Raw genomic sequence first — 25,024 nt, forward strand, 5'->3', positions numbered from 1 at the left:
TGCTGCGTCCATGGCATTCGCTGCCGATCCAACCTTCAAGGATTACACCGTCACGCCAGTTTTCACCGGCCCCAACCATAAGCTGGTGCCGCAAGAAAACAGCAGCCCAATGATGGATCAGGCACGGGTGCAAGCCCTGAAAGGCAAGGTCAACTTCGCCGGCCATTACATCCTGCACAGGCTCGGTTGTGGCGGTAGCGCGATTTGCGGCGAAGTGCTGGACGCTCAGACTGGGGAAGTCGTTGGCGGTCTGCCGAATGCTTACGACGGCAGTACGTTCGGCATGGTTTACCAGCCCGACAGCCGCTTGATCATCGTCTCCGGCATCACGCTCGACGGTGAGCAAGACTCCCAAGGGAATGCGTTGGAAAGCGGTAATCGGGATCGTTACTACGAGTTTGTGAACACTGAGTTTCGGCTGCTGAGCATGACCGACGTGGAATCGTCGCCGATGGATGAGGAGTGAGTGGATGAACCGTCTTCTCGCGGGCAGCCTTAAGCGGATGATGATTGTCATGAGCCTGTCAGCTTCAGCCAATGCCTTGTCTGAAAATATTCAGATCGTGGGGGTTGGCGGGCACTTAGTGACGCTGAATGACAAGACATGGGGCAGGCCTGCTGCGGAGTCGGCGGTCGCCTCGTTTACCGCCAATGGAAAAACTTTTCCCCTCTATGTACCCGCGGTGGGTACTGAAACGCATGAGGCTTGGTTAAGTCCCGACAAGAAAACATTGCTCCTCCTTCAGACTCTTTATGGCGTTGTCATTGGCCAGGAGGGTGAAGAAATCCCGACAGAGGAAACTGGTTGCGGGGTCATTTCGATGGAGACCGGTTGTGTGCTCAGTCAGCCCGCAGCCAGGTTTTGCTACGGCAAGTGGAAGGGCAATCTGTGGACTTCCGGGGAAGAGGATGCGCCTGATCTCGTCATGCAGACGCCGTCTCCAAAGGACTTATTGAAGCAGGTCTCAAATATTGAGATGCCGCAATCTCGCGTGGAAGAACTCGAATTTAATCTTCGCACTATAAGTCCAGAGTCCTATATGGCTTGTCACCCACCGGCGCGCAATGTTCAAGCTTTCAACGACCTGGCTTTCTACTTGGCCGAGGGCGGTAGAGATGAACTGGCGCTGAAGTTTTATCGCGGCGTTGAGGTCGTCGGTAAACGCACGGTGCTGATGTTGAACATCGCCGATTCACTCTGGCGCCTTGATCGCAAAGATGAAGCGCAGCGCTATTACAGCCAGTACCGCGACGCGATGAGCGCCGCCGGCAAGGCGCAGAAAATACCTCAACGTGTAGTTGAGCGATCCGTCATTCAGGGAATGAAAAATTGAACATGTTTGCGCGTTTTATCGCGTTGTCCTTTGGATGCCTGTTTGCCTCCTGCGCGATGGCCGAGGACGACTGCAAAGAAATCACCGTGAGCGCCCAGGTCGATCGGTGCGTGGAGGCAGCCCGCAAGGAAGCCGACACGCAACTCAATGCCAGCTACAAGAAACTGCTGGGACGGTTTGAGGCTCAACAAGCGCGTGACCCTGAGCAGGGTAAAGCGCTGGTCGCCATGGCCAGAGAATCCCAGCGCGCCTGGATCAAGCTACGCGACACCACCTGCCCGCTTGAAGCCACGGAAATCGAGCCTGGGGTGGCAGCGCATGTCACGACGATCAACAACTGCGTGGCCAGAATGAGTCTGGAGCGTGCGGCTTATCTGGACACGATCGTCGCTGATGAGCCGGGTAATGTAGTTGATCTCAACAAGGTGTACCTGTCCGGCTCCCAGCGCTTCGGCGATGTCGTGGCACGTTATGTCAGCACCTTTGGCAGCCCATGCCTGACGGTCCAGATACTGGCGCCCAACGGCGGTTGGAGGGTGCTGTCCTCCAAGCGTTTTTGCAGTTTCGAGGGCAAGGCATTTTGGACGGACTATGCCGATGCCGGGTTTGAGGATCATGCGTTTGCCGAGGATGGGTTGCACGTGACGCTCAGTTTGACGGAGCTTCGTGGGCTCGGAGAGAGGCGCCTTGCATGTGTGATTCCGATTCAGAGCGAGCAAATCAAAGAGCTGAAGTGTGGCGCGCTTGAGCCTGGTGCATAACAGGTTTGAATAGTTTGCTGATACCCCTGAAACCGCTAAAGGAATGTTCGGTTTGAAATTTTCGTCTGCATTGTTTTCTGCGTTGCTCGTTTTCGTTCCTCTGGCGGCTCATAGCGAGGTCACGACCGAGGTTTTTTGCTTCCGCTCCTACGAAGGCAAACCCATAAGTTTTGAATTCAGAACCTATTACGACTCTGTCGCCAAATGGAGCGGTGCTGGCGTCAAGTACAGCAAGTCGAAACAGGCTATTGGGCTGGTTCATCGCAGTACTGAACAAGAAGAGCTCGTGTATGGCCGGCCCTATCAGTACACGACAACTTGGGTTGAAGTAGTTGATGGCGCACTGACAGGTGAGTATCAGATGGTCACTCAGGGTGGCCGGGTTGATGCGATGACGTATACGAATTACAAGTCTGCAAAGAAGTATTCGTTTAAAAACGATTACAACGTGGATGCGAAACTCGAAAAAGGTTGCGAGTGGTGAAGCAGGGAATATTCAGAAAGGGGACTTAACGTCCCCTTTGTTTATCCGCAAATCTCGCTACGGCTTGGCCGCCATGCTCTTCGCTTCAATGTGATCAAGCATCCCTTCCACCATCAATCGCACCCCGTCCGCCATTCTGCTCAGAGCCAGTGCCACTGAGCGGCGGGAGCCGGGGAGGTCGTCGGCGAGGTCGCAGGCGATGACGCTGATGGACAGCAGGTCTTCCGAGGCGTTGGCCATGAGGGCCTCGGCGTCGGTGCCAGGGGAGAGGCTGAAGAGGCCCGTTTCGCGTTTGGTATGTGGTTCGGTGGGCGGCTTGAAGTGATGGTCGAGGGCGCGCTCGGCGGCTTCGTGGAATTTCTTTGATTCCAGAGTTTCGTAGGGCGAAACGTCTGGATTCTCTGGGGGATTGGGTGTTGGTTTGATCATTCGGTCTTACTCCAGTTTAAGGAGCCGACACCGTTTCGCTCGCACTTCGAAAGTGGTGGCAGCTGTGCATAGGTGTGCAAGACCGGTGGAGTAACCCGGCAGACCCGAAGGTCTCCCATACACAGCAGCCATAACGATCCGCGAGCATAGGAAAACGCTCGGCGAATTGCCATAACCAATGTGCACTCCAGCCGGACTTGCACGTCCGAGTCACCGATTTTGCGGCGACCCACAGAGCCTATCCACATCGCACCAACTCGCCTAGTTCATGGACAGCCCGGCACTTTGCAGGAAATTTCCCATAGATTCGCGGGCCGGAAGATCAAAAGATTGCAGGCTTCGCCAGCTCCCACAGGGATGTGTTTCAACAGGTGTAGGACGTTGCTTGCAGAAGCGTGACTTGGTGGTCATCGTGCGGGAAATGACCAGCATCCTCTTCCAACAGCGGCAGATACTGGCGTTATCGTCCGAATCCCTTACACTCCCCCGGCCGTTCATTTTCCTTTTGAGGCTGTGCGCATGAAATTTCGTTTTCTTCTGTGGATGATGGGTTTGTTGATGGGTAAGGCCAGTCGGACAAATCCTGCGTTCCAGCAGCAGTTGGGTGACAAGGATCTGGTGTTTCAGCTGCAGACGCTGGACGGGAAAGTGGCGCGGCATTTCGTGGTGAAGAATCAGCGCATCACCAGCAAGTCCGGTGTGGTGGCGGAGCCGGCGTTTGCGATTGCGTTTAAAGATGCGGGTTATGGCTTTGCCACGATGCAGGCGAAGAACAAGCAGCTGGCGTTTATGCAGGGGATTCAGGACAAGTCGATCCAGCTGAAAGGTAATCCGGCGCTGGTGATGTGGTTTCAGGGGTTGATGAAGTATTTGAAGCCGAGGAAGGCCAAGCCTAAGGCTTGAGTAGAAGGGCTGTTGTGGCGAGGGGATTTATCCCCGATGGGCTGCGCAGCGGCCCCAAAACCTGAGACCTCGATATAACTGACACACACTGTTGGCTGGGTTTGCGACTGCTGCGCAGCCGGTCGGGGATAAATCCCCTCACCACAGGTTTTGTGTCAGACAGGTAAATTGGGTTGGATTCATCGCGGGCAAGCCCGCTCCCACAGGGATTGTGTTGATCTTGTGGGAGTGAGGCTTGCCCGCGATGCGTTTAGGCCTGGCTGAACTGCGAGGCCAGTTCGCGCAGCAGAACTTCGGCTTCGAGGACTTTGCTGACCACGTCGTTGGCTTTGTCGCGGGTCAGGCCGACGCGTTCCAGCAGGGCGTCGGGAATGTCTTCGTCGGGGCCGGAGCCGATGCCGCGACCGCGCAGCAGGCGTACGGCCAGGCAGACGAGGTTCGGGTATTCGGCATAGGCGCCGTCGTAGCTTGGGTCGTGCTGGAAGCGCAGGGCGGTGGCCAGTTCGTCGGGCATGTCCCAGTAGCGCATCAGCCACGAGCCGATCTGTTCACGGCTGATACCGAGCAGGTGTTGCTCGATGTAGCTGTGGCACAGGTGCGGGTTGACCTCCAGGTGACGGCAGATCAGCGAGAAGTGCGGCGGGAACACGTGGGCCAGCAGCAGGTAGCCGAAGTTGTGCAGCAGGCCGGCCAGATAGGTCAGGCCGGCTTCCGGGCGCTGGGCGCGCGGCATGGCGCGGGTCAGGCCTTCGATGACGGCGGCGGTGTAGATCGACTGCTGCCAGTACGGTGTGGTGTGTTGCGGGTGGTCTTTGGGCAGGCTCAGGGTCTTGCCGAGGGCCAGGCCCAGCGCGAGGTTGATCACCAGATCGAAACCGAGCACGCGGACGATCGCGTCTTCCACCGAACGAATCTTGCCCGGCGAGGCGTAGTACGGCGACGCCGCCCAGCTCACCACTTGCGCGGCCAGCGCCGGGTCGGTTTCAACGACGCCGGTGATGTCGTCGATGGTGGCGTTGGGGTCGACGCGCAGCTTGATGATTTTTTGCGCGGTTTCGGCCAGCGGTGGAATCTCGATGGTCGCTTCCAGACGCTGCTGAATCCGCCGCGCGGTGAACGCTTGCACAGCCTGGGTGATTTCCTCGCGGTCATCGTCCGGGCGGTCGAGGTTCGGGCGGATGCTGCTCAGGGCTTCACCAAAGTTGGCGGCGCTGGCCTTGGTCAGCATGGTCTTGAAGTCTTCGCTGGCGATTTCCAGCAGCAGGCCCGGCTCGCCGGAGTTGATCAGCAACTTCGGCTCACGCAGCAGGCTTTCTTCGTAGAGGCACGGCGAACTGGTCAGCGCCGGCAGGCCCGGCAGCAGGCTCAGGCTGTGTTTGCCGAGCATTTTTTCCAGGCGATCGGTGGACACGGCGGTCAGGCGACGGCCCGTGAGTTCGGCGAGGCGGTTGAGGTCCAGCAACTGGCTCTGCGGAAACAGCACCATCAGCGCGCCGACGGCATCGTCCAGCAACACGGCTTGTACCTTGCGCGAAGCATTGAGACCGTGGTGGTCGAGCACCTCTTCGTAGGCGATACCCAGCTTGCCGAGCAGCAGCCGAATTACAGACGGCGCGTGCGGGAGTTCGGGGGCGAGAGCTGCGTCAGTCATGGTCTGTATCCGTTTTTGAAACAATTGCAGGAGTATAACCAGCTTGGTTGGAACGGGGGTTCAGAAACTGCGACGGTGCTCACACTTGGCCGTATTGCTGTCCGTGGCGCAGCCAGCGGTCGAGTAACGGGCTGACGTGGGTCGGCCAGCGTTCCAGCAAGGCTTGCGCGGCGTCGCGGACGGCGGGCAGCAGGTCGGCGTCGCGCATCAGGTCGGCAACCTTGAATTGCAGCAGGCCGGTCTGGCGGGTGCCGAGCATTTCGCCGGGGCCGCGCAGTTCGAGGTCTTTTTCGGCGATGACGAAACCATCGTTGGTCTCGCGCATGATGCCCAGGCGCTGGCGACCGATCTGTGACAGCGGAGGATGGTAGAGCAGCACGCAATGGCTGACCGCGCTGCCCCGGCCAACCCGGCCGCGCAGTTGGTGCAGTTGTGCGAGGCCGAGGCGCTCGGGGTTTTCGATGATCATCAGGCTGGCATTGGGTACATCGACGCCGACTTCGATCACCGTGGTGGCGACCAGCAGTTGCAGGTTGCCGGCCTTGAATTCGGCCATGACTGCGGCTTTTTCCGCAGGTTTCATACGACCGTGGATCAGCCCGACTTTCAGCTCGCCGAGGGCGGCGGTGAGGTCTTCGAAGGTGGTTTCGGCGGCCTGACAGGTCAACTCTTCCGACTCTTCAATCAGCGTGCACACCCAATAGGCCTGACGCCCTTCGGCACAGGCGCTGCGCACCCGTTCGATGACTTCGACGCGGCGGGTGTCGGTGACCAGCACGGTGTTGACCGGGGTGCGCCCGGGCGGCAATTCGTCGAGGATCGAGGTGTCGAGGTCGGCGTAGGCGCTCATCGCCAGCGTGCGCGGAATCGGCGTGGCGGTCATGATCAGTTGATGCGGACACATACGCCCGCCAACGCCCTTCTGCCGCAGTGCCAGACGTTGCTGCACGCCGAAGCGGTGCTGCTCGTCGATGATCACCAGTGCGAGGTTCTTGAATTGCACCTCGTCCTGGAACAGCGCGTGGGTGCCGACCACCATCGGTGTGCCGCTGGCGATCTGTTCCAGCGCGGCGACGCGGTTCTTGCCCTTGAGCTTGCCGGCCAGCCAGGCGACTTCAATGCCCAGCGGTTCGAGCCAGCGCTTGAAGGTGATGAAGTGCTGTTCGGCGAGGATCTCGGTCGGCGCCATCAGCGCGACTTGATAACCGGCCTCCAGCGCTTGCAGGGCGGCGAGGGCGGCGACCACGGTTTTACCGGCGCCGACGTCGCCCTGAATCAGCCGCAGCATCGGTTCGTGCTGACTGAGGTCGTAGGCGATTTCGTTGCCGACACGCTGTTGCGCGCCGGTCGGGTTGAAGCCGAGGTTGGCCAGGTATTTCGGCGGCAGCTTCGTGGCTTTTGGCATCGCCGGTGCGCGCAATGAACGCATGCTTTCACGCAGGCGTTGCTGGGACAACTGATGGGTCAGCAGCTCTTCGAAGGCCAGGCGATGCTGGGCCCAGTGATGACCGAGGGCCAGTTCATCGACGTCGGCATCGGCGGGCGGGTTGTGCAGGTAGCGAATCGCATCGGCCAGCGGCGCCAGTTGGTAGTCGCGCGCCAATTCGGTCGGCAGCCAGTCGGGCAGGGTGGCCGGCTTGAGCATCGTCAGCGTTTGCATGCACAACTGCCGCAGACGCGCCTGGGTCAGGCCTTCGGTGAGCGGGTAGACCGGGGTCAGGGTTTCATCCACGGGCGGCGGTTCGTCACCGGTGATGGCGCGGTATTCCGGGTGGTAGATTTCCAGCCCTGAAGCGCCGGGCCGGGCTTCGCCGTAGCAGCGAACCCGCGTGCCGCGCTTGAGGCCTTCTTTCTGCGCGTTACTGAAATGGTAGAAGCGCAGACTCAAGCCTCCGGTGCCGTCCTGCAAGCGCACAACGAGGCTGCGACGGCGACCCATGACGACGTCGGCACCGCTGACGGTGCCTTCGACCACGGCGTCCTGACCCGGCCGTAACGCACCGATCGGCACCACGCGGGTGCGATCCTGATAACGCAGCGGCAGGTGGAACAGCACGTCCTGCAGGTTCTCCAGGCCGACCTTGGCCAGTTTCTCGGCCATGGCTTCGCCGACACCCTTGAGTGCCGTCACCGACACTTGCGACAGCTCCGTCATGACGCTCGCTTAACCGGCGGTGACCGGTGCCGCTGGCTTGGCCACCGAACACAGGCGAATGGAATCGGCGAGGATCTCGATGGCTTTCGGCCGCGGGAAGCTCGCGCGCCAGGCGATGGCCACGGTGCGGAAGGGTACCGGTGGTGACAGCGGACGCACTTCGATGACGCCGGGGGCGTAGTGATGGCTGTCGACGGCCGACAACGGCAGGATCGAGATGCCCAGGCCGGAAGCGACCATGTGCCGAATGGTTTCCAGCGAGCTGGATTCGACCGTGGTGTGCTTGGCGCCGTCGTTGCCTTTGGTCAGGGTCGGGCAGGCTTCGAGCACTTGATCGCGGAAGCAATGACCTTCGCCGAGCAGCAGCAGGCTCTTGTCGTTGAGCAGGCCGGCGTCGATGGTTTCTTTCTGTGTCCACGGGTGCTGGGCCGGCATCAGGACGTAGAACGGCTCGTCGTAGAGCGGCAGGGTCAGCACGTCGGCTTCGTTGAACGGCAGGGCGATGATGATCGCGTCGAGCTCGCCGTTGCGCAGTTTGTCGCGCAGCACGTGGGTGAAGTTTTCTTCGATGTACAACGGCATCTGCGGGGCAACCCGGTGCAGTTGTGGAATCAGGTGCGGGAACAGGTACGGCCCGACGGTGTAGATCGCGCCGACTTTCAGCGGTGCGGTCAACTGGTTCTTGCCGGCCTGGGCCAGTTCACGAATGCCTTGCGCCTGCTCGAGCACCTTTTGCGCCTGGGCGACGATGCCTTCGCCGACCGGGGTCAGGCGCACGGCGCTTTTGCTGCGCTCGAAAATCAGCACACCGAGTTCGTCTTCAAGCTTTTTCACGCCCACCGACAGGGTTGGCTGGCTGACGTGGCAACGCTCGGCGGCGTGGCCGAAGTGCTGCTCTTGGGCGAGGGTAACGATGTAGCGTAATTCAGTGAGGGTCATAGCAAGCGTCCATGAAGATGCAGGCCAAGCATACCGGCTGCAATTGATAGACGCACGTTATCAGACTGAGTGAGGAATGCGACACCGGCCAATGTGGGTTTGCCGCGTGCAGATACGCAAAAGGCACCTTTCGGTGCCTTTTTGGCTGGCTATTACATCATCCTGTGGGAGCGAGCTTGCTCGCGAATGCGGTATGTCAGACGAAACTGCTCTGACTGACCTGGCCCCTTCGCGAGCAAGCTCGCTCCCACAGGGTACTGCGGTGTTTCCTAGCGGCGGCGATCGAGTGAGTACACAAACGGCGCCACAATTTCGATCGAGCCATTGGTCAACATGTCGGCTGGTGGCTTGGGCAGCGGTTGCGCGCGGCGGATCATTTCCAGGGTGGCCCGGTCCAGATCGGCGTTGCCGGAGCGGCTTACCAGTTCGAACGACAATACGTTGCCTTCGCCATCGACCACAAAGCGCAGACGGTTCAAGCCCTCCTTGCCGCGAGCCTGAGCACTTTGCGGGTACTTTTTGTACTTGGCCAGGTGTGCGAGCAGGGTGCCTTGCCAGCTGGCCTTGGCCGCCAACTGTGCCGGCGACGGGCCCGGCGCAGGCGCAGCGGATTTCTCCGTCGGTGCCGGGGTCGGTGGCGTATCGGCCGGTTTTTCCTCGGAAGGTTTTTCCTTCGGCGGATCAGGCAGCTTTTTCTCGACCGGCTTCGGCGGTTTAGGCTTTGGCTTCGGCTTGGGTTTCTGCACCGCGATTTCGGCTTTCGGTGCTTCAGCCAGTTTCGGAATCGGCAATTCTTCCACCGGAGCCGGCGGCTGCGGCGGTGTGACGACTTTCGGCGGAGCCGGCGGTGGCGGCGCCGGAACCGGTGCCAGTTCGACCATCATTGCCTGCGGTGGCAGTTCGATGGGCGGGCGGGCGGTCCAGTTCAGCGCCAGCGCGATGGCCAGCGCATGCACGCCCAGCACCACGGCCAGGCTACCGCCGTAACGCGTCAGCTTATGGCGCGTCGTGATCATTTCTTGGCAGCCGTCTCAAGCCCGACCAGACCGACCTTCAGGTAGCCGGCGGAGCGCAACTTGTCCATCACGCTCATCAGGTCACCGTAGTCCACGCCTTTGTCAGCCTGGAAGAAGATGGTGGTGTCTTTCTTGCCTTTGGTCTTGGCATCGAGCGCGGCGCCAAGGGTGTCGGCTTTGACTTCGTCGTCGCCGATGTACAGGCGCTGGTCAGCCTTGACGCTGAGGAACACCGGTTTCTCCGGGCGTGGCGCCGGTTTGGCGGTCGAGGCTGGCAGGTCGACTTTGATATCGACGGTGGCCAACGGTGCGGCCACCATGAAGATGATCAACAGCACCAGCATCACGTCGATGAACGGCGTGACGTTGATTTCGTGGTTCTCGGCCAGATCGTCGTCCGCGCCTTCTTTCAAATGCAGGCCCATGGCCGATTACCCCACTTTCACCATGTGCGGTTGCGAGCTGCTGCGCTCAGGCTGGTGGTCGAGGTCGCGGCTGACCAGTAGCAGCACCTGCGCCGAGGCATCGGACACCTGCGCCTTGTAACCGGCAATGGAGCGGGCGAACACGTTGTAGATCACAACGGCTGGAATCGCTGCAACCAGACCCAGTGCAGTGGCCAGCAACGCCTCGGCGATGCCCGGCGCGACGACGGCAAGGTTGGTGGTCTGGGTCTTGGCGATGCCGATGAAGCTGTTCATGATGCCCCACACGGTACCGAACAGGCCGACGAACGGCGCTGTGGAACCGATGGTGGCGAGCACGCCGGTGCCGCTGCTCATGTTGCGACCGCAGGCGGCGACGAGACGTTCGAGACGGAAGCTGACGCGTTCCTTGATGCCTTCCTTTTCGCGGCTGTTGACCGACAGGCGCATCTCTTCGAGGGCGTCATGCACCAGCAGGTTGGCGAGGGTGCCTTCCTTCGCCGCCGTGGCGCTGGCTTCTTTAAGGGTGGCGGCTTTTTTCAGGGCGGCGATTTCGCCACGCAGACGACGCTTGGCGCCCATCAGCTCGAAGCCTTTGGCGATCCAGATGGTCCAGGTGATGATGGAGGCGATGGCCAGACCGATCATCACGATTTTCACGATGATGTCGGCGTTCTGGTACATGCCCCAAGGCGACAGGTCGTGGGCCATGCCCAGGGAGTTGTCGGCTTCGAGGACTTCAGGGACGTCGGCAGCATCGACAGCCTGCACCGGATCGGTAGCGGCCGGGGCAACCGGAGTGGCGGCAGGTGCGCTTTGCTCGGTGGCGGCTGGAGTGGCGGGTGCCTGAGCGTCAGCGAAAGCGGCGGTCGGTGCCAGCATCAGGCTGAGCAGCAGAGCCGCTACGGTGCTCCAGGCGCGAGGTCGATTGGTTGGCGAAGCGGAGGTTTGATTACGTGTCATGCTGGCCGGACCTGAGATAGAAAAACGTTGCTGCTCTTCCAGGCCTCGTGAGGCCGAGAACAAAAGTGGCGTGCATTATTGCAAGTAATTCTTGTTAACAAAAGTAATAGAGTATCTTTTTTTCCTCGATTGCTAGCCGTTCGTCCTTCGCCGGGGCTAGTCTGTTCCTTTCCGATGGGAGTTTTCTGATGTCCGCGCCTTCTGTTTTGATTGCCGGTTGTGGTGATGTCGGCAGTCGTCTGGCTACGCAATTGTTGAACGCCGGCTGGGAGGTTCATGGCCTGCGCCGCAACATTTCGCGCCTGCCCGACGGCGTGATCGGCGTCGCGGGTGACCTGTTCAGTGAAGATTGCCCGGCGACCTGGCCGGTGGGTGCGGTGGATTACCTGGTGTATTGCGCAGCCGCCACCGATCACGACGAGGCCGGTTATCGCGCGGCTTACGTCCAGGGTTTGCAGAACGTGCTGAGTTGGTTGGGCGACTATGGTCAGGTGCCGGAGCGGCTGATTTTTGTTTCCAGCAGCAGTGTTTATGGCCAGCAGAATGGCGAATGGGTGGACGAGCATTCCGCAACGCTTGCGACCGGTTACTCGGGGCGATTGATGCTCGAAGCCGAGCAAGTGGCGCTCAACAGTGGCATTCCGGCCAGCGTCCTGCGCCTGACCGGCATCTACGGCCCGGGCCGTGAGTGGCTGTTGACTCAGGTGCGTCGCGGTTATCGCGTGGCGGTCGAGCCGCCGCTGTATGGCAATCGGATTCACGCTGACGACGCGGCCGGATTGCTAGCGTTCCTGTTGGAGAAGGATCGGCAGGGCGTGAAACTCGAGGATTTCTACATCGGCGTCGACGATGCCCCGGCACCGTTGGCCGAGGTGGTGGGCTGGCTGCGTGATTATCTTGGGGTTACCGAATGGGCGGAAGACGCCAGCGTGCGTCGCACCGGCAGCAAGCGCTGCAGCAATGCCCGGGCCAAAGCGTTGGGCTGGACGCCGACGTATCCGACTTATCGCGAGGGCTATGCCGCGATTCTTGAAGGTAAATGCTGACATCTGAACACCACACACGACTGTGGGAGCGGGCTTGCCCGCGATGGCGGCTTGGCAGTCAACTAAAGTGTTGAGTCTGTTGGCCTCATCGCGGGCAAGCCCGCTCCCACAGGATTATGTGTTGCTCCCAGGTGCGGTTACTGCTTTTCGAGCAACCACTTGCGCTCACCGGGGGTGAACTGCGGCATTTCATCCGCCAATGCAGTGTTCACTGCCTGGAAAATCTCCAGTGCCCTGCCTTTGCGGGCAAAGATCCAGTTGTTGCCCTGGCCGTTGAGTTGCAGCCACATGCTGTCGTGGTCGCTGTTCATCGAAGCGCAGTCGCCCGCCAGGCACAGCGCATAGCGGTCAGCGCCGGGCAGGCCGGAAACCTGGCCGTCAGCCTGGAACTGCACGGTGTTGCCTTCGCCGTCGCCACTGGCAATCTTCCAGCTGCCGCCCAGATACGCCGAATACAGTGCGCGTTCGAAGCTGGCGCCGATTGGCGCGCCTTCCGGCACCGGGATTTGCGCGCGGTCGAACAATTGGTCGGGCTCGTTCTCGGTGGCCGCTTGTTTCATCCGGCCGCCGTCGCGTTTCAGCTCACTGCTGGAGCTGCCATAGAAGTCGACTTTCCAGGCGCCGGACTGTTCGCCCTGCAGCCGTCCTTCGACGTTCTCGAAACCGTTGGTGTAGCGGGCCTGGCCGGCCTTGGTGTTGATGTCCCACTCAAGGTTCGGGCCGTAAGCCTGAAGCGCTTCGCGCAGGGGGCCGCCCTTGGCAGCGGCATCGATCGCCACCTGATTGATCCAGGTGCCGCTGATGTCACGGTCGGCAGGGTTGCTGGCGCAGCCGCCGAGGAAAATGGCGAGCAGCGGGAGAGCTAGCGCTTTGCGCATGGTGGAATCCTTTCAAAACCTTTTCTTGCTGAGCAGTCGGCGCGGCGTATCAGGCCGCGCCGTGCGCATCACTCGATGACCAGAATGGCATCCATTTCGACCTGCGCACCCTTTGGCAGGGCAGCAACGCCGATGGCGGCGCGGGCCGGGTATGGCTGGTCGAAGTACTTGCCCATGATCTCGTTGACCTTGGCGAAGTGGCTCAGGTCGGTGAGGAAGATGTTCAGCTTGACGATGTCCTTGAACGAACCGCCAGCGGCTTCAGCCACGGCTTTGAGGTTCTCGAACACCTGGACGGTCTGGGCTTCGAAACCCTCAACCAGTTCCATGGTTTTTGGGTCCAGAGGAATCTGACCCGACATGTAGACGGTGTTGCCGGCCTTGATCGCCTGGGAGTAGGTACCGATGGCGGCTGGGGCTTTGTCGCTGGTGATAACGGTCTTGGTCATGTATGACTCCTTGTTAGGTGTGAGTTATGCACGCATGCGGGTGATGCGAATGACCCCGGTCAGGGCGCGCAGCTTCTTGATCACGCGGGCCAGGTGCACACGGTCGTGGACGCTGACCACCAGTTGCACGACGCTGATGCGACCATCGCGTTCGTCCATGCTGATTTTTTCGATATTGCCGTCGGCCGCGTTGACGCTGCTGGCCAGCAGGGCGATCAGGCCGCGCTGGTGTTCCAGCTCGACGCGCAGTTCGACGTTGAATTCGCCGGTGACATCCTTGGCCCACGAGAGCTGGATGCATTTTTCCGGGTTGTGTCTGATTTCGCTGATGTTGCGGCAGTTGTCCAGGTGCACGACCATGCCTTTGCCTGCCGACAGATGGCCGACAATCGGGTCGCCCGGGATCGGTGTGCAGCACTTGGCATAGCTCAGAACCAGGCCTTCGGTGCCGCGAATAGCCAGCGGACCTTCCGGGCTCGGCAATTGCTCGCCTTCGCCGAGCAGGCGGCGGGCGACCACGTAGGCCATGCGATTGCCCAGGCCGATGTCTTCAAGCAGATCTTCGATCAGTTCGAGACGGTACTCGGCGAGCATCGCCTTGACGCGCTCGGCGTGGATCTTCTCCAGCGAACTGTCGAAGCCGTTGAGCACCTTGTTCAGCAGGCGCTCGCCGAGGCTGATGGATTCGGAGCGGCGTTGCAGTTTCAGCGCATGGCGGATGTGCGTGCGCGCCTTGCCGGTGACCACGAAGTTGAGCCACGCCGGATTCGGCCGTGCGCCCGGTGCGCTGACGATCTCGACCGTGGAGCCGCTTTGCAGCGGTTCGGACAGCGGCGCGAGACGACGGTTGATCCGGCAGGCGATGCAACTGTTGCCGACGTCGGTATGCACCGCGTAGGCAAAGTCGACCGCCGTGGAGCCTTTCGGTAGCTCCATGATCCGGCCTTTTGGCGTGAACACGTAGACCTCGTCCGGGAACAGGTCGATCTTCACGCTTTCGATGAATTCCAGCGAGTTGCCGGCACGTTGCTGCATCTCCAGCACGCCTTTGACCCACTGACGGGCGCGGGCATGGGTGCCTTTGGGCTGCTCGTCACCACTGGACTTGTACAGCCAATGGGCAGCGATGCCGTTGTTGGCCATCTCTTCCATTTCGCGGGTGCGGATCTGGATCTCGATCGGTACGCCGTGCATGCCGAACAGCGTGGTGTGCAGCGACTGATAGCCGTTGGCTTTGGGGATCGCGATGTAATCCTTGAAGCGTCCCGGCAACGGTTTGTACAAATTATGTACAGCGCCGAGTACGCGGTAGCAGGTATCGACCTTGTCGACGATGATCCGGAACGCATAGACGTCCATGATCTCGTTGAAGGCCCGACGCTTGCCGCGCATTTTCTTGTAGATGCCGTAGAGGTGTTTCTGACGACCGCTGACTTCGCCCTGGATGCCGTCGATAGCGAGGCAGTGGCCGAGGGATTCTTCGATCTTGTTGACGATTTCCTTGCGGTTGCCCCGGGCGCGCTTGACCGCCTGGTAGATCCGCGCGGAACGCATCGGGTGCATGGCCTTGAAGCCGAGGTCTTCGAATTCGATACGAATGGCGTGCATGCCCAGCCGGTTGGCAATGGGCGCGTAGATCTCGAGGGTTTCCTTGGCGATGCGCCGGCGCTTTTCGCCGGACAGCACTTCCAGCGTGCGCATGTTGTGCAGGCGGTCGGCGAGTTTGACCAGGATCACGCGAATGTCGCGCGCCATGGCCATGGCCATTTTCTGGAAGTTTTCGGCCTGGGCCTCGGCCTTGGTCTCGAAGTTCATCTGGGTCAGTTTGCTGACCCCGTCGACCAGTTCGGCCACGGTTTCACCGAACTGCGCTTGCAGCGCTTCCTTGGCGATACCGGTGTCTTCGATCACGTCATGCAGCATCGCGGCCATCAGGCTCTGATGGTCCATGTGCATGTCGGCAAGGATATTCGCCACCGCAAGAGGATGCGTGACGTACGCCTCGCCGCTGCGACGGCGCTGACCGTCATGGGCTTGTTCGGCGTAGAAATACGCTCGGCGGACCAGGTTGACCTGGTCATTGCCGAGGTAGGTCGATAAGCGATCGGCGAGGGCGTCTATGCTCGGCATGATGACTCCTGCCGTAGGCTGTGTTCCCGCGCCGTGCTACGTCGACCAGGCATAGGCTTAGACGGCCTCGTTGGACTCGTCCTCGAACGCGGCGAAGACCGGGTCTTCATGGACAATTTCCTGCTCGGCGATGAACTCGTAGCTCATCAGGCCTTCAGCGATTTCACGCAGGGCGACAACGGTCGGCTTGTCGTTTTCCCACTGGACCAGTGGCTCTTTGCCGCCGGTGGCCAGTTGACGGGCACGCTTGGTGGACAGCATGACCAGTTCAAAACGGTTTTCCACGTGGTTCAGGCAGTCTTCAACGGTTACGCGGGCCATGGTATTCCTCGGAGCGAATGCAATATGCGCGCTGCCCGGGTGGGCGAGCGGACTGAGCAGTTTAAAAAATCACCAGCGATTAGGGAAGCGCTGATTTTTTGACCAGACCCTTCAACGCGCTGCAAGCACCAATGTAAAGCCCTTGCAGCAGTTTTGGGAAGTGCTGTTTCAGCCCAGCAGTTCGGCCAGTAACTTGCCGAAACGCACCTGTTGGCGCTTCTGTTGCAGCTGATTGGCGCGGAAGATCGCTTTCAGGTCGTCCAGCGCGTGGGCGAAATCGTCGTTGATGATCAGGTAGTCGTACTCGACGTAATGGCTCATCTCGCTGACGGCTTCACGCATCCGGCCGTCGATGATCTCGTCGCTGTCCTGGCCACGATTGGTCAGGCGCTGGTGCAGGGCCTGCAGCGATGGCGGCAGAATGAAGATCGAGCGTGCCTGCGGCATCAGCTTGCGCACCTGCTCGGCGCCTTGCCAGTCGATTTCCAGGATCAGGTCGTGACCTTCGTCCAGTGTCTGCTGCAGGCGGCTTTGCGAGGTGCCGTAGAAGTTGCCGAAGACTTCGGCGCGCTCAAGGAAGTCGCCGTGTTCGCCCATCTTCACGAACTCTTCGCGGGTCACGAAGTGATAGTTCACGCCGTCCACTTCGCCCGGGCGCATGGCGCGGGTGGTGTGGGAGATCGACACGCGAATCTCCGGGTTGGCGTCGGTCAAAGCCTTGACCAGACTGCTCTTGCCCGCGCCCGATGGCGCGGAAATGATGTACAGGGTGCCGGTGTTGTGGGTCATGTCGGGGTAGCCTTACTCAATATTCTGCACTTGTTCGCGCATCTGCTCGATCAACACCTTGAGGTTGACGGCGGCTTGGGTGCTGCGCGGGTCGAAGGCCTTGGAGCCCAGTGTGTTGGCTTCGCGGTTGAGTTCCTGCATCAGGAAGTCCAGGCGGCGTCCGGCCGCGCCGCCGGATTTGAGCACCCGGCGCACTTCGATGATGTGGGTGCTCAGGCGATCCAGTTCTTCGGCTACGTCGCTCTTTTGCGCGAGGATGACCATTTCCTGTTCCAGACGCTGCGGATCCAGTTCGGCCTTCATGTCGGCGAAGCGGTCGAGGACTTTCTGGCGCTGGGTGGCGAGCATCTGCGGTACCAGTTCACGCAGGGTCACGACGTCTTCTTCGATGGACGTCAGGCGCTCGTTGATCAGGCGTGCCAGCTCCGCGCCTTCACGCTCGCGGCCGGCTTTCAGTTCTTTCAGACCTTGATTGAACAGGCCTAGCGCCTCGGCATTCAACGCTTGCGGATCGGTGGCGTCAGCTACCAGAACGCCCGGCCAGGCCAACACTTCCAGTGGATTCAGTGCGGCAGGGTTCTTGATCAGGCCGGCAACTGTCTCGGCGGCGGCGACCAGTTGCGCAGCGCGCTCGCGGTCGACCTGCAGCGGCTTGCCGGTGCTTTCTTCGGTGAAGCGCAGGGTGCATTCCAGTTTGCCCCGCGACAGGCCCTGACGCAGCGCTTCACGCACAGCGCCTTCGAGGTCGCGAAACGACTCCGGCAGGCGCAGGTGTGGTTCCAGATAGCGGCTGTTGACCGAGCGCAGCTCCCAGCTCAGGGTGCCCTGGACGCCGGCTTTCTCGACGCGGGCGAAGGCGGTCATGCTGTGCACCATGGCGGTGACCTCGCAATGCAGATCGGCGCGAAACGTCAGTTCCGCAGGCTCGATATGAATGAATTAAAGCCGACTGGCAGCAAAGGCGCAGGATTGTAGCGCAGTGCGGCGAATGCGCCCAAACACACGGTGTGACAAAGGGCTGCAGGCCGTCGGTTATGCGTGTTCTAGCGCCTTCGCTCGTCACCCGGAATTTTTAACGAGTGCTCAGGTGCGGTGCAGCGCTCTATAATGCTCGGCAGTTTTCCGTCCCCAGTACAGGTATTCCCTATGAAACGTCCAAGTGGTCGCGCTGCCGATCAGCTCCGCTCGATCCGCATTACCCGCAACTACACCAAACACGCCGAGGGATCCGTACTGGTCGAATTCGGTGATACCAAGGTCATCTGCACCGTCAGCGTCGAAAACGGCGTGCCGCGTTTCCTCAAGGGCCAGGGCCAGGGCTGGCTGACTGCCGAATACGGCATGCTGCCGCGTGCGACCGGCGAGCGTAACCAGCGCGAAGCGAGCCGTGGCAAGCAGGGCGGTCGTACTCTGGAAATCCAGCGTCTGATCGGTCGTTCCCTGCGCGCTGCACTGGACATGTCCAAGCTGGGCGACGTGACCCTGTACGTCGATTGCGACGTGATTCAGGCTGACGGCGGCACCCGCACCGCTTCCATCACGGGTGCCATGGTTGCGCTGGTCGATGCACTGAAAGTGATCAAGAAGCGTGGCGGCCTGAAGGGTGGCGACCCGCTCAAGCAAATGATCGGCGCAGTGTCGGTCGGCATGTATCAGGGCGAGCCAGTGCTGGACCTGGACTATCTTGAAGATTCCGCTGCCGAGACCGACCTCAACGTCGTGATGACCAGCACCGGTGGCTTCATCGAGGTGCAGGGCACTGCCGAAGGTGCACCGTTCCAGCCTGAAGACCTGAACGCCATGCTGGAACTGGCCAAGAAAGGCATGAACGAAATCTTCGAACTGCAACAGGCGGCATTGGCCGACTGAGCAGGTTTGTAACCCGCAAGGAGGACGCGATGAGTGATGAGCAAGAGTTGCTGCCCAAACCGAGCCAGGAGGTTCGTCAATGGGCGATGTTTTGTCACTTGTCCGCCTTGCTGGGCATCTGGATTCCGTTCGGTAACCTGATCGGGCCGTTGATCCTGTGGCAGATGAAGCGCGAAACCGATCCGTTCATCGACGCCCAGGGCAAGGAAGCGCTGAACTTTCAGATCACCGTGGCGATTGCTGCAGCGATCTGTCTGCTGCTGATGGTGTTGATCATCGGCTTCTTCCTGCTGGGCCTGTTGGCCATTGGCGCACTGGTGCTGACGATCATTGCCGGGGTGAAGGCCAATGACGGGTTCCCGTATCGCTACCCGTTCACTTGGCGATTGATCAAGTAATACCCAATTGCGGTTTTTCCTGTGGGAGCGGGCTTGCTCGCGAAGGCGGTGGATCATTCAGCATGAGTGTTGGCTGATACCACGCCATCGCGAGCAGGCTCACGCCTACAGAAAGCAAAAACCAGCGCGCACAAAAAAGCCGACAGCGATGTCGGCTTTTTTGCATCCACGAATCGATGCTTAGATGGTCAGCGTCCAGTCGTAGTCGACGATCAGCGGCGCGTGCTGCGAGAACCGTGGCTGACGCGGCAGGCGTGCGCTGCGTACAAAGCGGCGCAGGCCCGGAGTCAGGATCTGGTAGTCGAAGCGCCAGCCCAGATTGAGCATCTCGGCCTGTTCGTTGTCCGGCCACCAGCTGTACTGGTCGCCTTCGCGGCTGACTTCGCGCAGGGCATCGACATAACCCATGTTGCCGACAATCTCGTCCATCCAGGCCCGTTCCGGCGCCAGGAAACCCGGAGATTGCTGGCTGTCGCGCCAGTTCTTGATGTCGAGCTTCTGCTGCGCAACATACAGCGAGCCACAATAAATGTACTCGCGACGTTTGCGCCGCTGTTTGTCCAGGTACTTGCCGAAGTCGTCCATGAGCTTGAACTTCTGGTTCAAGTCCTCATCGCCGTTCATCCCCGAAGGAAGCAGCAAGGTGGCAATACTGACTTTGTCGAAATCTGCTTGCAGGTAGCGCCCGTAGCGGTCGGCCGTCTCGAAACCGAGACCGCTGATGACAGCCTTCGGTTGCAACCGCGAATACAAAGCCACGCCACCTTGGGCAGGGACTTCAGCATCGCAGGCATAAAGGAAGTAGCCATCCAGTTGGAAGGCTGGGTCATCCAGTTCAAAGGCGGAGGCACGGGTGTCCTGCAGGCAGATGACGTCGGCATTCTGTGCTTGCAGCCAACTGAGCAAACCACGCTCGACTGCAGCCTGAATACCATTGACGTTCACACTGATGATCCGCATAAATGGCCCCAAAAATCGCGTGCGTGTATGATACACGGCGTCAAGCTAATTAGCTAAATCCGTGGTATTTGGGGTTTTTTTCATGCAAGCGTATCAGCGCGATTTCATTCGTTTTGCCATCGATCGCGGCGTTTTGCGCTTCGGTGAGTTCACCCTGAAGTCCGGGCGCACCAGTCCTTACTTCTTCAACGCCGGCCTGTTCAACTCGGGTTCGGCCCTGGCGCAGCTGGGGCGTTTCTACGCGGCAGCCATTGCCGAAAGCGGCATTTCTTTCGATGTACTGTTCGGCCCGGCCTATAAAGGCATTCCGCTGGCGGCCACCACCGCTGTCGCGCTGGCCGAGCACCACAACCGTGATCTGCCTTGGTGCTTCAACCGCAAGGAAGCCAAGGCCCACGGCGAAGGTGGCAGCCTGGTCGGCGCGCCGCTGACCGGCGATGTGCTGATCATCGACGACGTAATCACTGCCGGCACCGCGATCCGCGAAGTGATGCAGATCATCGCCTCCCAGGACGGCGCCAAGGCCGCCGGCGTGCTGATCGCCCTCAATCGTCAGGAGCGTGGCAACGGTGAGTTGTCGGCCATTCAGGAGGTCGAGCGCGATTTCGGTATCCCGGTGATCAGCATTGTTTCGCTGAATCAGGTGCTGGAGTTCCTCGCTGACGATCCGCAGCTCAAGCAGCATCTGCCAGCCGTGGAAGCCTATCGCGCCCAGTTCGGCGTCTGACCGACTGGTGCAAAACCTGTGGGAGCGAGCTTGCTCGCGAATGCGGTGATTCAGCTCGCATCAATGTTGAATGTGCCGCCGTCTTCGCGAGCAAGCTCGCTCCCACAAAGTTTGCGATGATAAAAAAGACCCCGCTCAGCCAGGCTGAGCGGGGTCTTTTTGTTTGTACGCCGGCTTACGGACGCTTGCGATTGCTGATCAGCGTGCCCACACCGGTGTCGGTGAAGATTTCCAGCAGGATCGCGTTCGGTACGCGACCGTCGATGATCAGCGAGCTGCCGACACCGCCCTGAACCGCTTCCAGCGCGCAACGGATCTTCGGCAGCATGCCGCCGTAGATCGTGCCGTCGGCGATCAGGTCGTCGACCTGCTGGGTGCTCAGGCCGGTCAGGACGGTGCCCGACTTGTCCATCAGGCCGGCGATGTTGGTCAGCAGCATCAGCTTCTCGGCTTTCAGCGCCTCGGCAACTTTACCGGCCACCAGGTCGGCGTTGATGTTGTACGACTCGCCGTTCTCACCCACGCCGATTGGCGCGATCACCGGGATGAAATTGCCTTTGACCAGCAGGTTCAGCAGTTCGGTGTTGATACCGACGACTTCGCCTACCTGGCCGATGTCGATGATTTCCGGCTGGGTCATCTCCGGGGTCTGACGGGTGACCGTCAGTTTCTTCGCACGAATCAGCCCGGCGTCTTTACCGGTCAAGCCGATGGCGCTGCCGCCGTGACGGTTGATCAGGTTGACGATGCTTTTGTTGACCTGGCCGCCGAGGACCATTTCCACCACGTCCATGGTCGCGGCGTCGGTGACGCGCATGCCGTCGACGAAGTGGCTTTCGATCGACAGGCGCTTGAGCAGATCACCGATCTGCGGGCCGCCGCCGTGAACCACGACCGGGTTGATGCCCACGGCCTTCATCAAGACGATGTCGCGGGCGAAGCCGGTTTTCAGCTCCTCGCTTTCCATCGCGTTGCCGCCGTATTTGATCACCAGGGTCTTGCCGACATAACGTCGGATGTAAGGCAACGCTTCGGACAGGACCTGGGCGGTGTGGGCGGCGGCTTCGCGTTCGAGGGTCATTCAGGGCTCCGGGTGAATCAGAACGGTAGTTGGAGATCAGGTGCAACGCGTTTCAGTTGGGCGTGGAACACATCTTTGATGCGCTGCAATTCAGCCTCGTCATCGGCCTCGAAGCGCAGCACCAGCACCGGTGTGGTGTTGGAAGCGCGCACCAGGCCCCAGCCTTTGGCGTAATCGACTCGCACGCCGTCGATGGTGGTCAGGTCAGCGCCTGCGCCCCATTGTGCGTCGTGCAGTGCATCAATGATGCTGAATTTGCTCTCTTCGGTCACATGGATATTGATTTCCGGCGTAGAAATATCATTCGGGAAGGTCGCAAACAGCTCCTCCGCGGTGGATTTTTCCTTGCTGAGGATCTCCAGCAGCCGCGCGGCGCTATAGATACCGTCGTCGAAACCGAACCAGCGCTCCTTGAAGAAGATGTGCCCGCTCATCTCGCCGGCCAATAGAGCACCGGATTGTTTCATTTTCTTTTTGATTAACGAATGACCGGTCTTCCACATTAGCGGACGACCACCGTACTCCTTGATCAGCGGCACCAGGCGGCGGGTGCATTTGACGTCGAAGATGATTTCCGCGTCCGGGTTGCGCGCCACCACGTCGCGGGCGAACAGCATCAGCAGGCGGTCCGGATAGACGATGCTGCCGGTGTTGGTCACCACACCGACACGGTCACCGTCGCCATCGAAGGCGAGGCCGATATCGGCGTTGGTTTCCTTGACCTTGGCGATCAGGTCGACGAGGTTTTCAGGCTTGCCCGGGTCCGGGTGGTGGTTGGGGAAGTTGCCGTCGACTTCGCAGAATAGCGGGATGACTTCGCAGTTCAGCGCTTCGATCAGTTGCGGGGCGATCACCCCGGCTGCGCCGTTGCCGCAGTCGACCACGACTTTCATGCGTCGCGCCAGTTTGATGTCCTGGACGATTTCGGTGGTGTAGCGGTCGAGGATTTCGACCCGCGTGACGCTGCCCTGACCGCTGGTCAGGTCATTGCTCCTGATGCGCTCGTGCAGCACCTGGATCTGCTCGTTGGCGAGGGTGTCGCCGGCGATCACGATCTTGAAGCCGTTGTAGTTCGACGGGTTGTGGCTGCCGGTGAGCATCACTCCGGACTTGCCGGCCAGCACGTTGGCCGCGTAATACAGCGCTGGCGTCGGCACCAGGCCGACATCGCTGACGTGGCAGCCGCTCTCGGCGATACCGCGGATCAGCTCGGCCACCAGTTCCGGGCCGGACAGGCGGCCATCGCGGCCGACCGACACGTTCGGTTCGCCCTGGGCCAGGCTCTGCGAGCCGATGGCGCGGCCGATCCAGTAAGCGGTTTCGGCATTGAGGAATTCCGGCACGGTGCCGCGAATGTCATAGGCGCGGAAAATGCTGTCGGGCAGCTTCGGGGCAATCTTGGCTGGGGTGCTCATCTGCACAAATGCTCCATCTCGAAAGTGGCGGGACAGACCGACGATTCACTCGGCGGCAGGCTCAAACTGAAGGGTATGACGGCGTTTTCCACAGAGAGTTCGTGGTGTGAAAGAGCCATGACGCCTCAGCTGGCGTGGCTTGTGGCCGACAAAACCCTGGTTTTCGGTGCTAAAACCTGCTGCAAAAGTTGCGCAAATTTTGTGGCGTTACTTGGTGCCGGTATGGCCGAAACCGCCCGCGCCGCGCTCGGTTTCGACGAACTCTTCCACCATTTCGAAGTGCGCCTGGACCACCGGCACCAGCACCAGTTGCGCCAGACGTTCGCCAACGGTCATGGTGAAATCGCTCTGGCCACGGTTCCAGCAGGACACCATCAGCGGGCCCTGGTAATCCGAGTCGATCAGGCCGACGAGGTTGCCCAGCACGATGCCGTGCTTATGGCCCATCCCCGAGCGCGGCAGGATCAGCGCGGCGAGGTTCGGGTCGCCGATGTAAACCGACAGACCGGTAGGGATCAGCACGGTTTCACCCGGCTTGATCACGATGTCCTCTTGCAGCATGGCGCGCAGGTCGAGGCCGGCGGAGCCCGGGGTGGCGTATTGCGGCAGCGGGAATTCAGTACCGATGCGTGGGTCGAGGATCTTGGCTTGCAAAGCGTGCATGTAAATTAAACCTGGTTCAGACGTTCGGCGATAAAAGTGACCAGTTGGCGAGCGATCTTGCTCTTGCTGGTCTGGGCGAAAACCGTGGCGTGCAGCGCACGGTCAATTACGCTGCAGGCGTTTTCTTCGCTGTTGAAACCGATGCTCGGATTGGCGACGTCGTTGGCGACGATCAAATCGAGATTCTTGTCCTTGAGCTTGCGTGCAGCGTAGTCGAGCAGGTGTTCGGTCTCGGCGGCGAAGCCGACACTGAACGGACGATCGGGACGGGTCGCAATGGTGGCGAGGATGTCGGGGTTGCGCACCATTTGCAGGACGAAGCCGTCGCCGCTTGTAGGGTCTTTCTTGAGTTTTTGCGGGGCAACGACTTCCGGACGGTAGTCCGCGACCGCTGCCGAGGCGATGAACACGTCGCAAGGGATGGCCGACTCACACGCGGCGAGCATGTCGCGGGCACTGACCACGTCGATACGCGTCACGCGATCCGGCGTTGGCAGGTGCACCGGGCCGCTGATCAGGGTCACGCGGGCGCCGGCTTCCACTGCCGCTTCGGCGAGGGCAAAACCCATTTTTCCGGAGCTGTGGTTGGTGATGTAGCGCACCGGGTCGATGTTTTCCTGGGTCGGGCCGGCAGTGATCACTACGTGCTTGCCGGTCAGTGCCTGGCGCTGGAAGCAGTCTGCCGCGCACTGCGCCAGATCGGTGGCTTCCATCATCCGGCCCATGCCGACGTCGCCGCAGGCCTGGCTGCCCGAGGCCGGGCCGAAGGTCTTCAGGCCGCGGCTTTCGAGGAGTTGCAGGTTGGCCTGGGTCGCCGGGTCGCGCCACATCGCCTGATTCATTGCTGGCGCGACTGCCACAACGGCGTCGGTGGCCAGCACCAATGTGGTCAGCAAATCGTTGGCGATGCCTTGGGCCAGGCGGGCGATCAGGTCGGCGGTGGCCGGGGCGATCAGCACCAGATCGGCCCACTTGGCCAGCTCGATGTGGCCCATCGCGGCTTCTGCGGCCGGGTCGAGCAAATCGAGGTGAACCGGGTGGCCGGACAAGGCCTGCATGGTCAGCGGGGTGATGAACTCAGCGCCGCCATGGGTCATGACCACGCGCACTTCGGCGCCCTGGTCGATCAGGCGGCGAACCAGATCGGCGCTCTTGTAGGCAGCAATGCCGCCGCCGACGCCCAGAACGATGCGTTTCCGATACAGCCGCTGCATAGGTCTGCCTTTCATTTCGTGGGT

26 protein-coding genes and 1 pseudogene are annotated in these 25,024 nt (G+C 60.6%); 9 read left to right on the plus strand and 18 right to left on the minus strand.

The window, feature by feature from the left end; translation table 11 throughout:
* The first annotated feature begins 10 nt into the window (after positions 1 to 10).
* From K5Y35_RS08140 to K5Y35_RS08155, 4 genes are read left to right on the plus strand one after another with little or no spacing between them, the layout of a single operon-like run.
* A complete protein-coding gene (locus K5Y35_RS08140) occupies positions 11 to 466 on the plus strand; it encodes a hypothetical protein (protein ID WP_222834050.1) in 456 nt (151 codons plus the stop codon).
* 4 nt (positions 467 to 470) lie between these two features.
* Positions 471 to 1,334 carry a tetratricopeptide repeat protein gene (locus K5Y35_RS08145; RefSeq protein ID WP_222834051.1) on the plus strand — a complete coding sequence of 288 codons (864 nt, stop codon included), beginning with the start codon at positions 471 to 473 and terminating at the stop codon, positions 1,332 to 1,334.
* Positions 1,335 to 1,336: 2 nt separating this feature from the next.
* On the plus strand, positions 1,337 to 2,095 hold the full coding sequence (locus K5Y35_RS08150; RefSeq protein ID WP_222834052.1) for a lysozyme inhibitor LprI family protein: 759 nt from the start codon (positions 1,337 to 1,339) through the stop codon (positions 2,093 to 2,095).
* 43 nt (positions 2,096 to 2,138) lie between these two features.
* On the plus strand, positions 2,139 to 2,579 hold the full coding sequence (locus K5Y35_RS08155) for a hypothetical protein (protein WP_222834053.1): 441 nt from the start codon (positions 2,139 to 2,141) through the stop codon (positions 2,577 to 2,579).
* Between the two features lie 57 nt (positions 2,580 to 2,636).
* Here K5Y35_RS08155 and K5Y35_RS08160 read toward each other — a convergent pair whose 3' ends face one another.
* Complete coding sequence (locus tag K5Y35_RS08160; protein WP_186743949.1) at positions 2,637 to 3,008, minus strand: DUF6124 family protein; 372 nt, start codon at positions 3,006 to 3,008, stop codon at positions 2,637 to 2,639.
* A 519-nt stretch (positions 3,009 to 3,527) separates the two neighbouring features.
* Here K5Y35_RS08160 and K5Y35_RS08165 point away from each other — a divergent pair.
* Complete coding sequence (locus tag K5Y35_RS08165; RefSeq protein ID WP_025112696.1) at positions 3,528 to 3,911, plus strand: helicase; 384 nt, start codon at positions 3,528 to 3,530, stop codon at positions 3,909 to 3,911.
* A 250-nt stretch (positions 3,912 to 4,161) separates the two neighbouring features.
* Here K5Y35_RS08165 and K5Y35_RS08170 read toward each other — a convergent pair whose 3' ends face one another.
* The 6 genes from K5Y35_RS08170 to exbB all read right to left on the minus strand — a co-directional run bounded on the left by K5Y35_RS08170 (position 4,162) and on the right by exbB (position 11,060).
* Entirely contained in the window at positions 4,162 to 5,562 is a 1,401-nt protein-coding gene (locus tag K5Y35_RS08170) for an aminoacyl-tRNA deacylase and HDOD domain-containing protein (RefSeq protein ID WP_123469876.1), read from the minus strand.
* Between the two features lie 79 nt (positions 5,563 to 5,641).
* Positions 5,642 to 7,717, minus strand: a complete 2,076-nt coding sequence (gene recG / locus K5Y35_RS08175; protein ID WP_186743951.1) for an ATP-dependent DNA helicase RecG — start codon at positions 7,715 to 7,717, stop codon at positions 5,642 to 5,644.
* 9 nt (positions 7,718 to 7,726) lie between these two features.
* Positions 7,727 to 8,656: a hydrogen peroxide-inducible genes activator gene (locus tag K5Y35_RS08180; protein ID WP_007920331.1), complete on the minus strand. Its 930-nt coding sequence runs from the start codon at positions 8,654 to 8,656 to the stop codon at positions 7,727 to 7,729.
* A 269-nt stretch (positions 8,657 to 8,925) separates the two neighbouring features.
* Positions 8,926 to 9,672: an energy transducer TonB gene (locus K5Y35_RS08185; RefSeq protein ID WP_123469872.1), complete on the minus strand. Its 747-nt coding sequence runs from the start codon at positions 9,670 to 9,672 to the stop codon at positions 8,926 to 8,928.
* Positions 9,669 to 10,097 carry a TonB system transport protein ExbD gene (exbD, locus tag K5Y35_RS08190; protein WP_123469870.1) on the minus strand — a complete coding sequence of 143 codons (429 nt, stop codon included), beginning with the start codon at positions 10,095 to 10,097 and terminating at the stop codon, positions 9,669 to 9,671. The genes K5Y35_RS08185 and exbD overlap by 4 nt, the downstream gene beginning before the upstream one ends.
* 6 nt (positions 10,098 to 10,103) lie before the next feature.
* On the minus strand, positions 10,104 to 11,060 hold the full coding sequence (exbB, locus tag K5Y35_RS08195) for a tonB-system energizer ExbB (protein ID WP_123469868.1): 957 nt from the start codon (positions 11,058 to 11,060) through the stop codon (positions 10,104 to 10,106).
* Between the two features lie 188 nt (positions 11,061 to 11,248).
* Between exbB and K5Y35_RS08200 the strand changes: the two genes are divergently transcribed.
* Positions 11,249 to 12,106: an SDR family oxidoreductase gene (locus K5Y35_RS08200; protein WP_222834054.1), complete on the plus strand. Its 858-nt coding sequence runs from the start codon at positions 11,249 to 11,251 to the stop codon at positions 12,104 to 12,106.
* Between the two features lie 137 nt (positions 12,107 to 12,243).
* Here the strand turns inward: K5Y35_RS08200 and K5Y35_RS08205 are convergent, their stop codons facing one another.
* The 6 genes from K5Y35_RS08205 to K5Y35_RS08230 form a co-directional block, all read right to left on the minus strand.
* Positions 12,244 to 12,984, minus strand: coding sequence for a hypothetical protein (locus tag K5Y35_RS08205; protein ID WP_128615337.1), 741 nt, complete (start codon positions 12,982 to 12,984; stop codon positions 12,244 to 12,246).
* A gap of 68 nt (positions 12,985 to 13,052) precedes the next feature.
* The gene (locus tag K5Y35_RS08210; RefSeq protein WP_014340863.1) at positions 13,053 to 13,433 is read right to left on the minus strand and encodes a RidA family protein; all 381 of its coding nucleotides are present in this window, start codon (positions 13,431 to 13,433) and stop codon (positions 13,053 to 13,055) included.
* Between the two features lie 24 nt (positions 13,434 to 13,457).
* Positions 13,458 to 15,563: a bifunctional GTP diphosphokinase/guanosine-3',5'-bis pyrophosphate 3'-pyrophosphohydrolase gene (gene spoT, locus K5Y35_RS08215; RefSeq protein ID WP_123469862.1), complete on the minus strand. Its 2,106-nt coding sequence runs from the start codon at positions 15,561 to 15,563 to the stop codon at positions 13,458 to 13,460.
* 57 nt (positions 15,564 to 15,620) lie between these two features.
* On the minus strand, positions 15,621 to 15,884 hold the full coding sequence (gene rpoZ, locus K5Y35_RS08220) for a DNA-directed RNA polymerase subunit omega (RefSeq protein ID WP_123469860.1): 264 nt from the start codon (positions 15,882 to 15,884) through the stop codon (positions 15,621 to 15,623).
* A gap of 168 nt (positions 15,885 to 16,052) precedes the next feature.
* A complete protein-coding gene (gene gmk, locus K5Y35_RS08225; RefSeq protein ID WP_123469858.1) occupies positions 16,053 to 16,673 on the minus strand; it encodes a guanylate kinase in 621 nt (206 codons plus the stop codon).
* A gap of 12 nt (positions 16,674 to 16,685) precedes the next feature.
* Positions 16,686 to 17,549: a YicC/YloC family endoribonuclease gene (locus K5Y35_RS08230; protein WP_123469856.1), complete on the minus strand. Its 864-nt coding sequence runs from the start codon at positions 17,547 to 17,549 to the stop codon at positions 16,686 to 16,688.
* Between the two features lie 270 nt (positions 17,550 to 17,819).
* On the opposite strand from K5Y35_RS08230, the gene rph reads away from it, so the two are divergent.
* Positions 17,820 to 18,542 carry a ribonuclease PH gene (rph, locus tag K5Y35_RS08235; RefSeq protein WP_123469854.1) on the plus strand — a complete coding sequence of 241 codons (723 nt, stop codon included), beginning with the start codon at positions 17,820 to 17,822 and terminating at the stop codon, positions 18,540 to 18,542.
* Positions 18,543 to 18,571: 29 nt separating this feature from the next.
* Positions 18,572 to 18,940, plus strand: coding sequence for a DUF4870 domain-containing protein (locus K5Y35_RS08240; RefSeq protein ID WP_025112709.1), 369 nt, complete (start codon positions 18,572 to 18,574; stop codon positions 18,938 to 18,940).
* A gap of 180 nt (positions 18,941 to 19,120) precedes the next feature.
* On the opposite strand, the gene K5Y35_RS08245 is transcribed toward K5Y35_RS08240, so the two are convergent.
* A complete protein-coding gene (locus tag K5Y35_RS08245; protein ID WP_007920349.1) occupies positions 19,121 to 19,900 on the minus strand; it encodes an exodeoxyribonuclease III in 780 nt (259 codons plus the stop codon).
* 82 nt (positions 19,901 to 19,982) lie between these two features.
* Here K5Y35_RS08245 and pyrE point away from each other — a divergent pair, with 82 nt between their 5' ends.
* Positions 19,983 to 20,627: an orotate phosphoribosyltransferase gene (gene pyrE, locus K5Y35_RS08250; protein ID WP_095057652.1), complete on the plus strand. Its 645-nt coding sequence runs from the start codon at positions 19,983 to 19,985 to the stop codon at positions 20,625 to 20,627.
* A 175-nt stretch (positions 20,628 to 20,802) separates the two neighbouring features.
* Here pyrE and argB read toward each other — a convergent pair whose 3' ends face one another.
* From argB to coaBC, 4 genes and pseudogenes are all read right to left on the minus strand, one after another.
* Entirely contained in the window at positions 20,803 to 21,708 is a 906-nt protein-coding gene (gene argB, locus K5Y35_RS08255) for an acetylglutamate kinase (RefSeq protein WP_003229488.1), read from the minus strand.
* A gap of 17 nt (positions 21,709 to 21,725) precedes the next feature.
* Positions 21,726 to 23,102: pseudogene (locus K5Y35_RS08260) on the minus strand (phosphomannomutase/phosphoglucomutase); the annotation flags it as partial.
* Positions 23,103 to 23,330: 228 nt separating this feature from the next.
* Entirely contained in the window at positions 23,331 to 23,786 is a 456-nt protein-coding gene (gene dut / locus K5Y35_RS08265) for a dUTP diphosphatase (RefSeq protein WP_123469848.1), read from the minus strand.
* 5 nt (positions 23,787 to 23,791) lie between these two features.
* Positions 23,792 to 25,000: a bifunctional phosphopantothenoylcysteine decarboxylase/phosphopantothenate--cysteine ligase CoaBC gene (coaBC, locus tag K5Y35_RS08270; protein WP_007920365.1), complete on the minus strand. Its 1,209-nt coding sequence runs from the start codon at positions 24,998 to 25,000 to the stop codon at positions 23,792 to 23,794.
* Positions 25,001 to 25,024: the final 24 nt, after the last annotated feature.

The sequence above is a fragment of the Pseudomonas sp. SC3(2021) genome (genome assembly GCF_019856535.1).
Taxonomy (GTDB): Bacteria; Pseudomonadota; Gammaproteobacteria; order Pseudomonadales; family Pseudomonadaceae; genus Aquipseudomonas; species Aquipseudomonas monsensis.

Coding starts and splice junctions, on each gene's coding strand:
- K5Y35_RS08140 (WP_222834050.1), top strand. CDS start 11: ATGGCATTCGCTGCCGATCCAACCTTCAAGGATTACACCGTCACGCCA.
- K5Y35_RS08145 (WP_222834051.1), top strand. CDS start 471: ATGAACCGTCTTCTCGCGGGCAGCCTTAAGCGGATGATGATTGTCATG.
- K5Y35_RS08150 (WP_222834052.1), top strand. CDS start 1,337: ATGTTTGCGCGTTTTATCGCGTTGTCCTTTGGATGCCTGTTTGCCTCC.
- K5Y35_RS08155 (WP_222834053.1), top strand. CDS start 2,139: ATGTTCGGTTTGAAATTTTCGTCTGCATTGTTTTCTGCGTTGCTCGTT.
- K5Y35_RS08160 (WP_186743949.1), bottom strand. CDS start 3,008: ATGATCAAACCAACACCCAATCCCCCAGAGAATCCAGACGTTTCGCCC.
- K5Y35_RS08165 (WP_025112696.1), top strand. CDS start 3,528: ATGAAATTTCGTTTTCTTCTGTGGATGATGGGTTTGTTGATGGGTAAG.
- K5Y35_RS08170 (WP_123469876.1), bottom strand. CDS start 5,562: ATGACTGACGCAGCTCTCGCCCCCGAACTCCCGCACGCGCCGTCTGTA.
- recG (WP_186743951.1), bottom strand. CDS start 7,717: ATGACGGAGCTGTCGCAAGTGTCGGTGACGGCACTCAAGGGTGTCGGC.
- K5Y35_RS08180 (WP_007920331.1), bottom strand. CDS start 8,656: ATGACCCTCACTGAATTACGCTACATCGTTACCCTCGCCCAAGAGCAG.
- K5Y35_RS08185 (WP_123469872.1), bottom strand. CDS start 9,672: ATGATCACGACGCGCCATAAGCTGACGCGTTACGGCGGTAGCCTGGCC.
- exbD (WP_123469870.1), bottom strand. CDS start 10,097: ATGGGCCTGCATTTGAAAGAAGGCGCGGACGACGATCTGGCCGAGAAC.
- exbB (WP_123469868.1), bottom strand. CDS start 11,060: ATGACACGTAATCAAACCTCCGCTTCGCCAACCAATCGACCTCGCGCC.
- K5Y35_RS08200 (WP_222834054.1), top strand. CDS start 11,249: ATGTCCGCGCCTTCTGTTTTGATTGCCGGTTGTGGTGATGTCGGCAGT.
- K5Y35_RS08205 (WP_128615337.1), bottom strand. CDS start 12,984: ATGCGCAAAGCGCTAGCTCTCCCGCTGCTCGCCATTTTCCTCGGCGGC.
- K5Y35_RS08210 (WP_014340863.1), bottom strand. CDS start 13,433: ATGACCAAGACCGTTATCACCAGCGACAAAGCCCCAGCCGCCATCGGT.
- spoT (WP_123469862.1), bottom strand. CDS start 15,563: ATGCCGAGCATAGACGCCCTCGCCGATCGCTTATCGACCTACCTCGGC.
- rpoZ (WP_123469860.1), bottom strand. CDS start 15,884: ATGGCCCGCGTAACCGTTGAAGACTGCCTGAACCACGTGGAAAACCGT.
- gmk (WP_123469858.1), bottom strand. CDS start 16,673: ATGACCCACAACACCGGCACCCTGTACATCATTTCCGCGCCATCGGGC.
- K5Y35_RS08230 (WP_123469856.1), bottom strand. CDS start 17,549: ATGGTGCACAGCATGACCGCCTTCGCCCGCGTCGAGAAAGCCGGCGTC.
- rph (WP_123469854.1), top strand. CDS start 17,820: ATGAAACGTCCAAGTGGTCGCGCTGCCGATCAGCTCCGCTCGATCCGC.
- K5Y35_RS08240 (WP_025112709.1), top strand. CDS start 18,572: ATGAGTGATGAGCAAGAGTTGCTGCCCAAACCGAGCCAGGAGGTTCGT.
- K5Y35_RS08245 (WP_007920349.1), bottom strand. CDS start 19,900: ATGCGGATCATCAGTGTGAACGTCAATGGTATTCAGGCTGCAGTCGAG.
- pyrE (WP_095057652.1), top strand. CDS start 19,983: ATGCAAGCGTATCAGCGCGATTTCATTCGTTTTGCCATCGATCGCGGC.
- argB (WP_003229488.1), bottom strand. CDS start 21,708: ATGACCCTCGAACGCGAAGCCGCCGCCCACACCGCCCAGGTCCTGTCC.
- dut (WP_123469848.1), bottom strand. CDS start 23,786: ATGCACGCTTTGCAAGCCAAGATCCTCGACCCACGCATCGGTACTGAA.
- coaBC (WP_007920365.1), bottom strand. CDS start 25,000: ATGCAGCGGCTGTATCGGAAACGCATCGTTCTGGGCGTCGGCGGCGGC.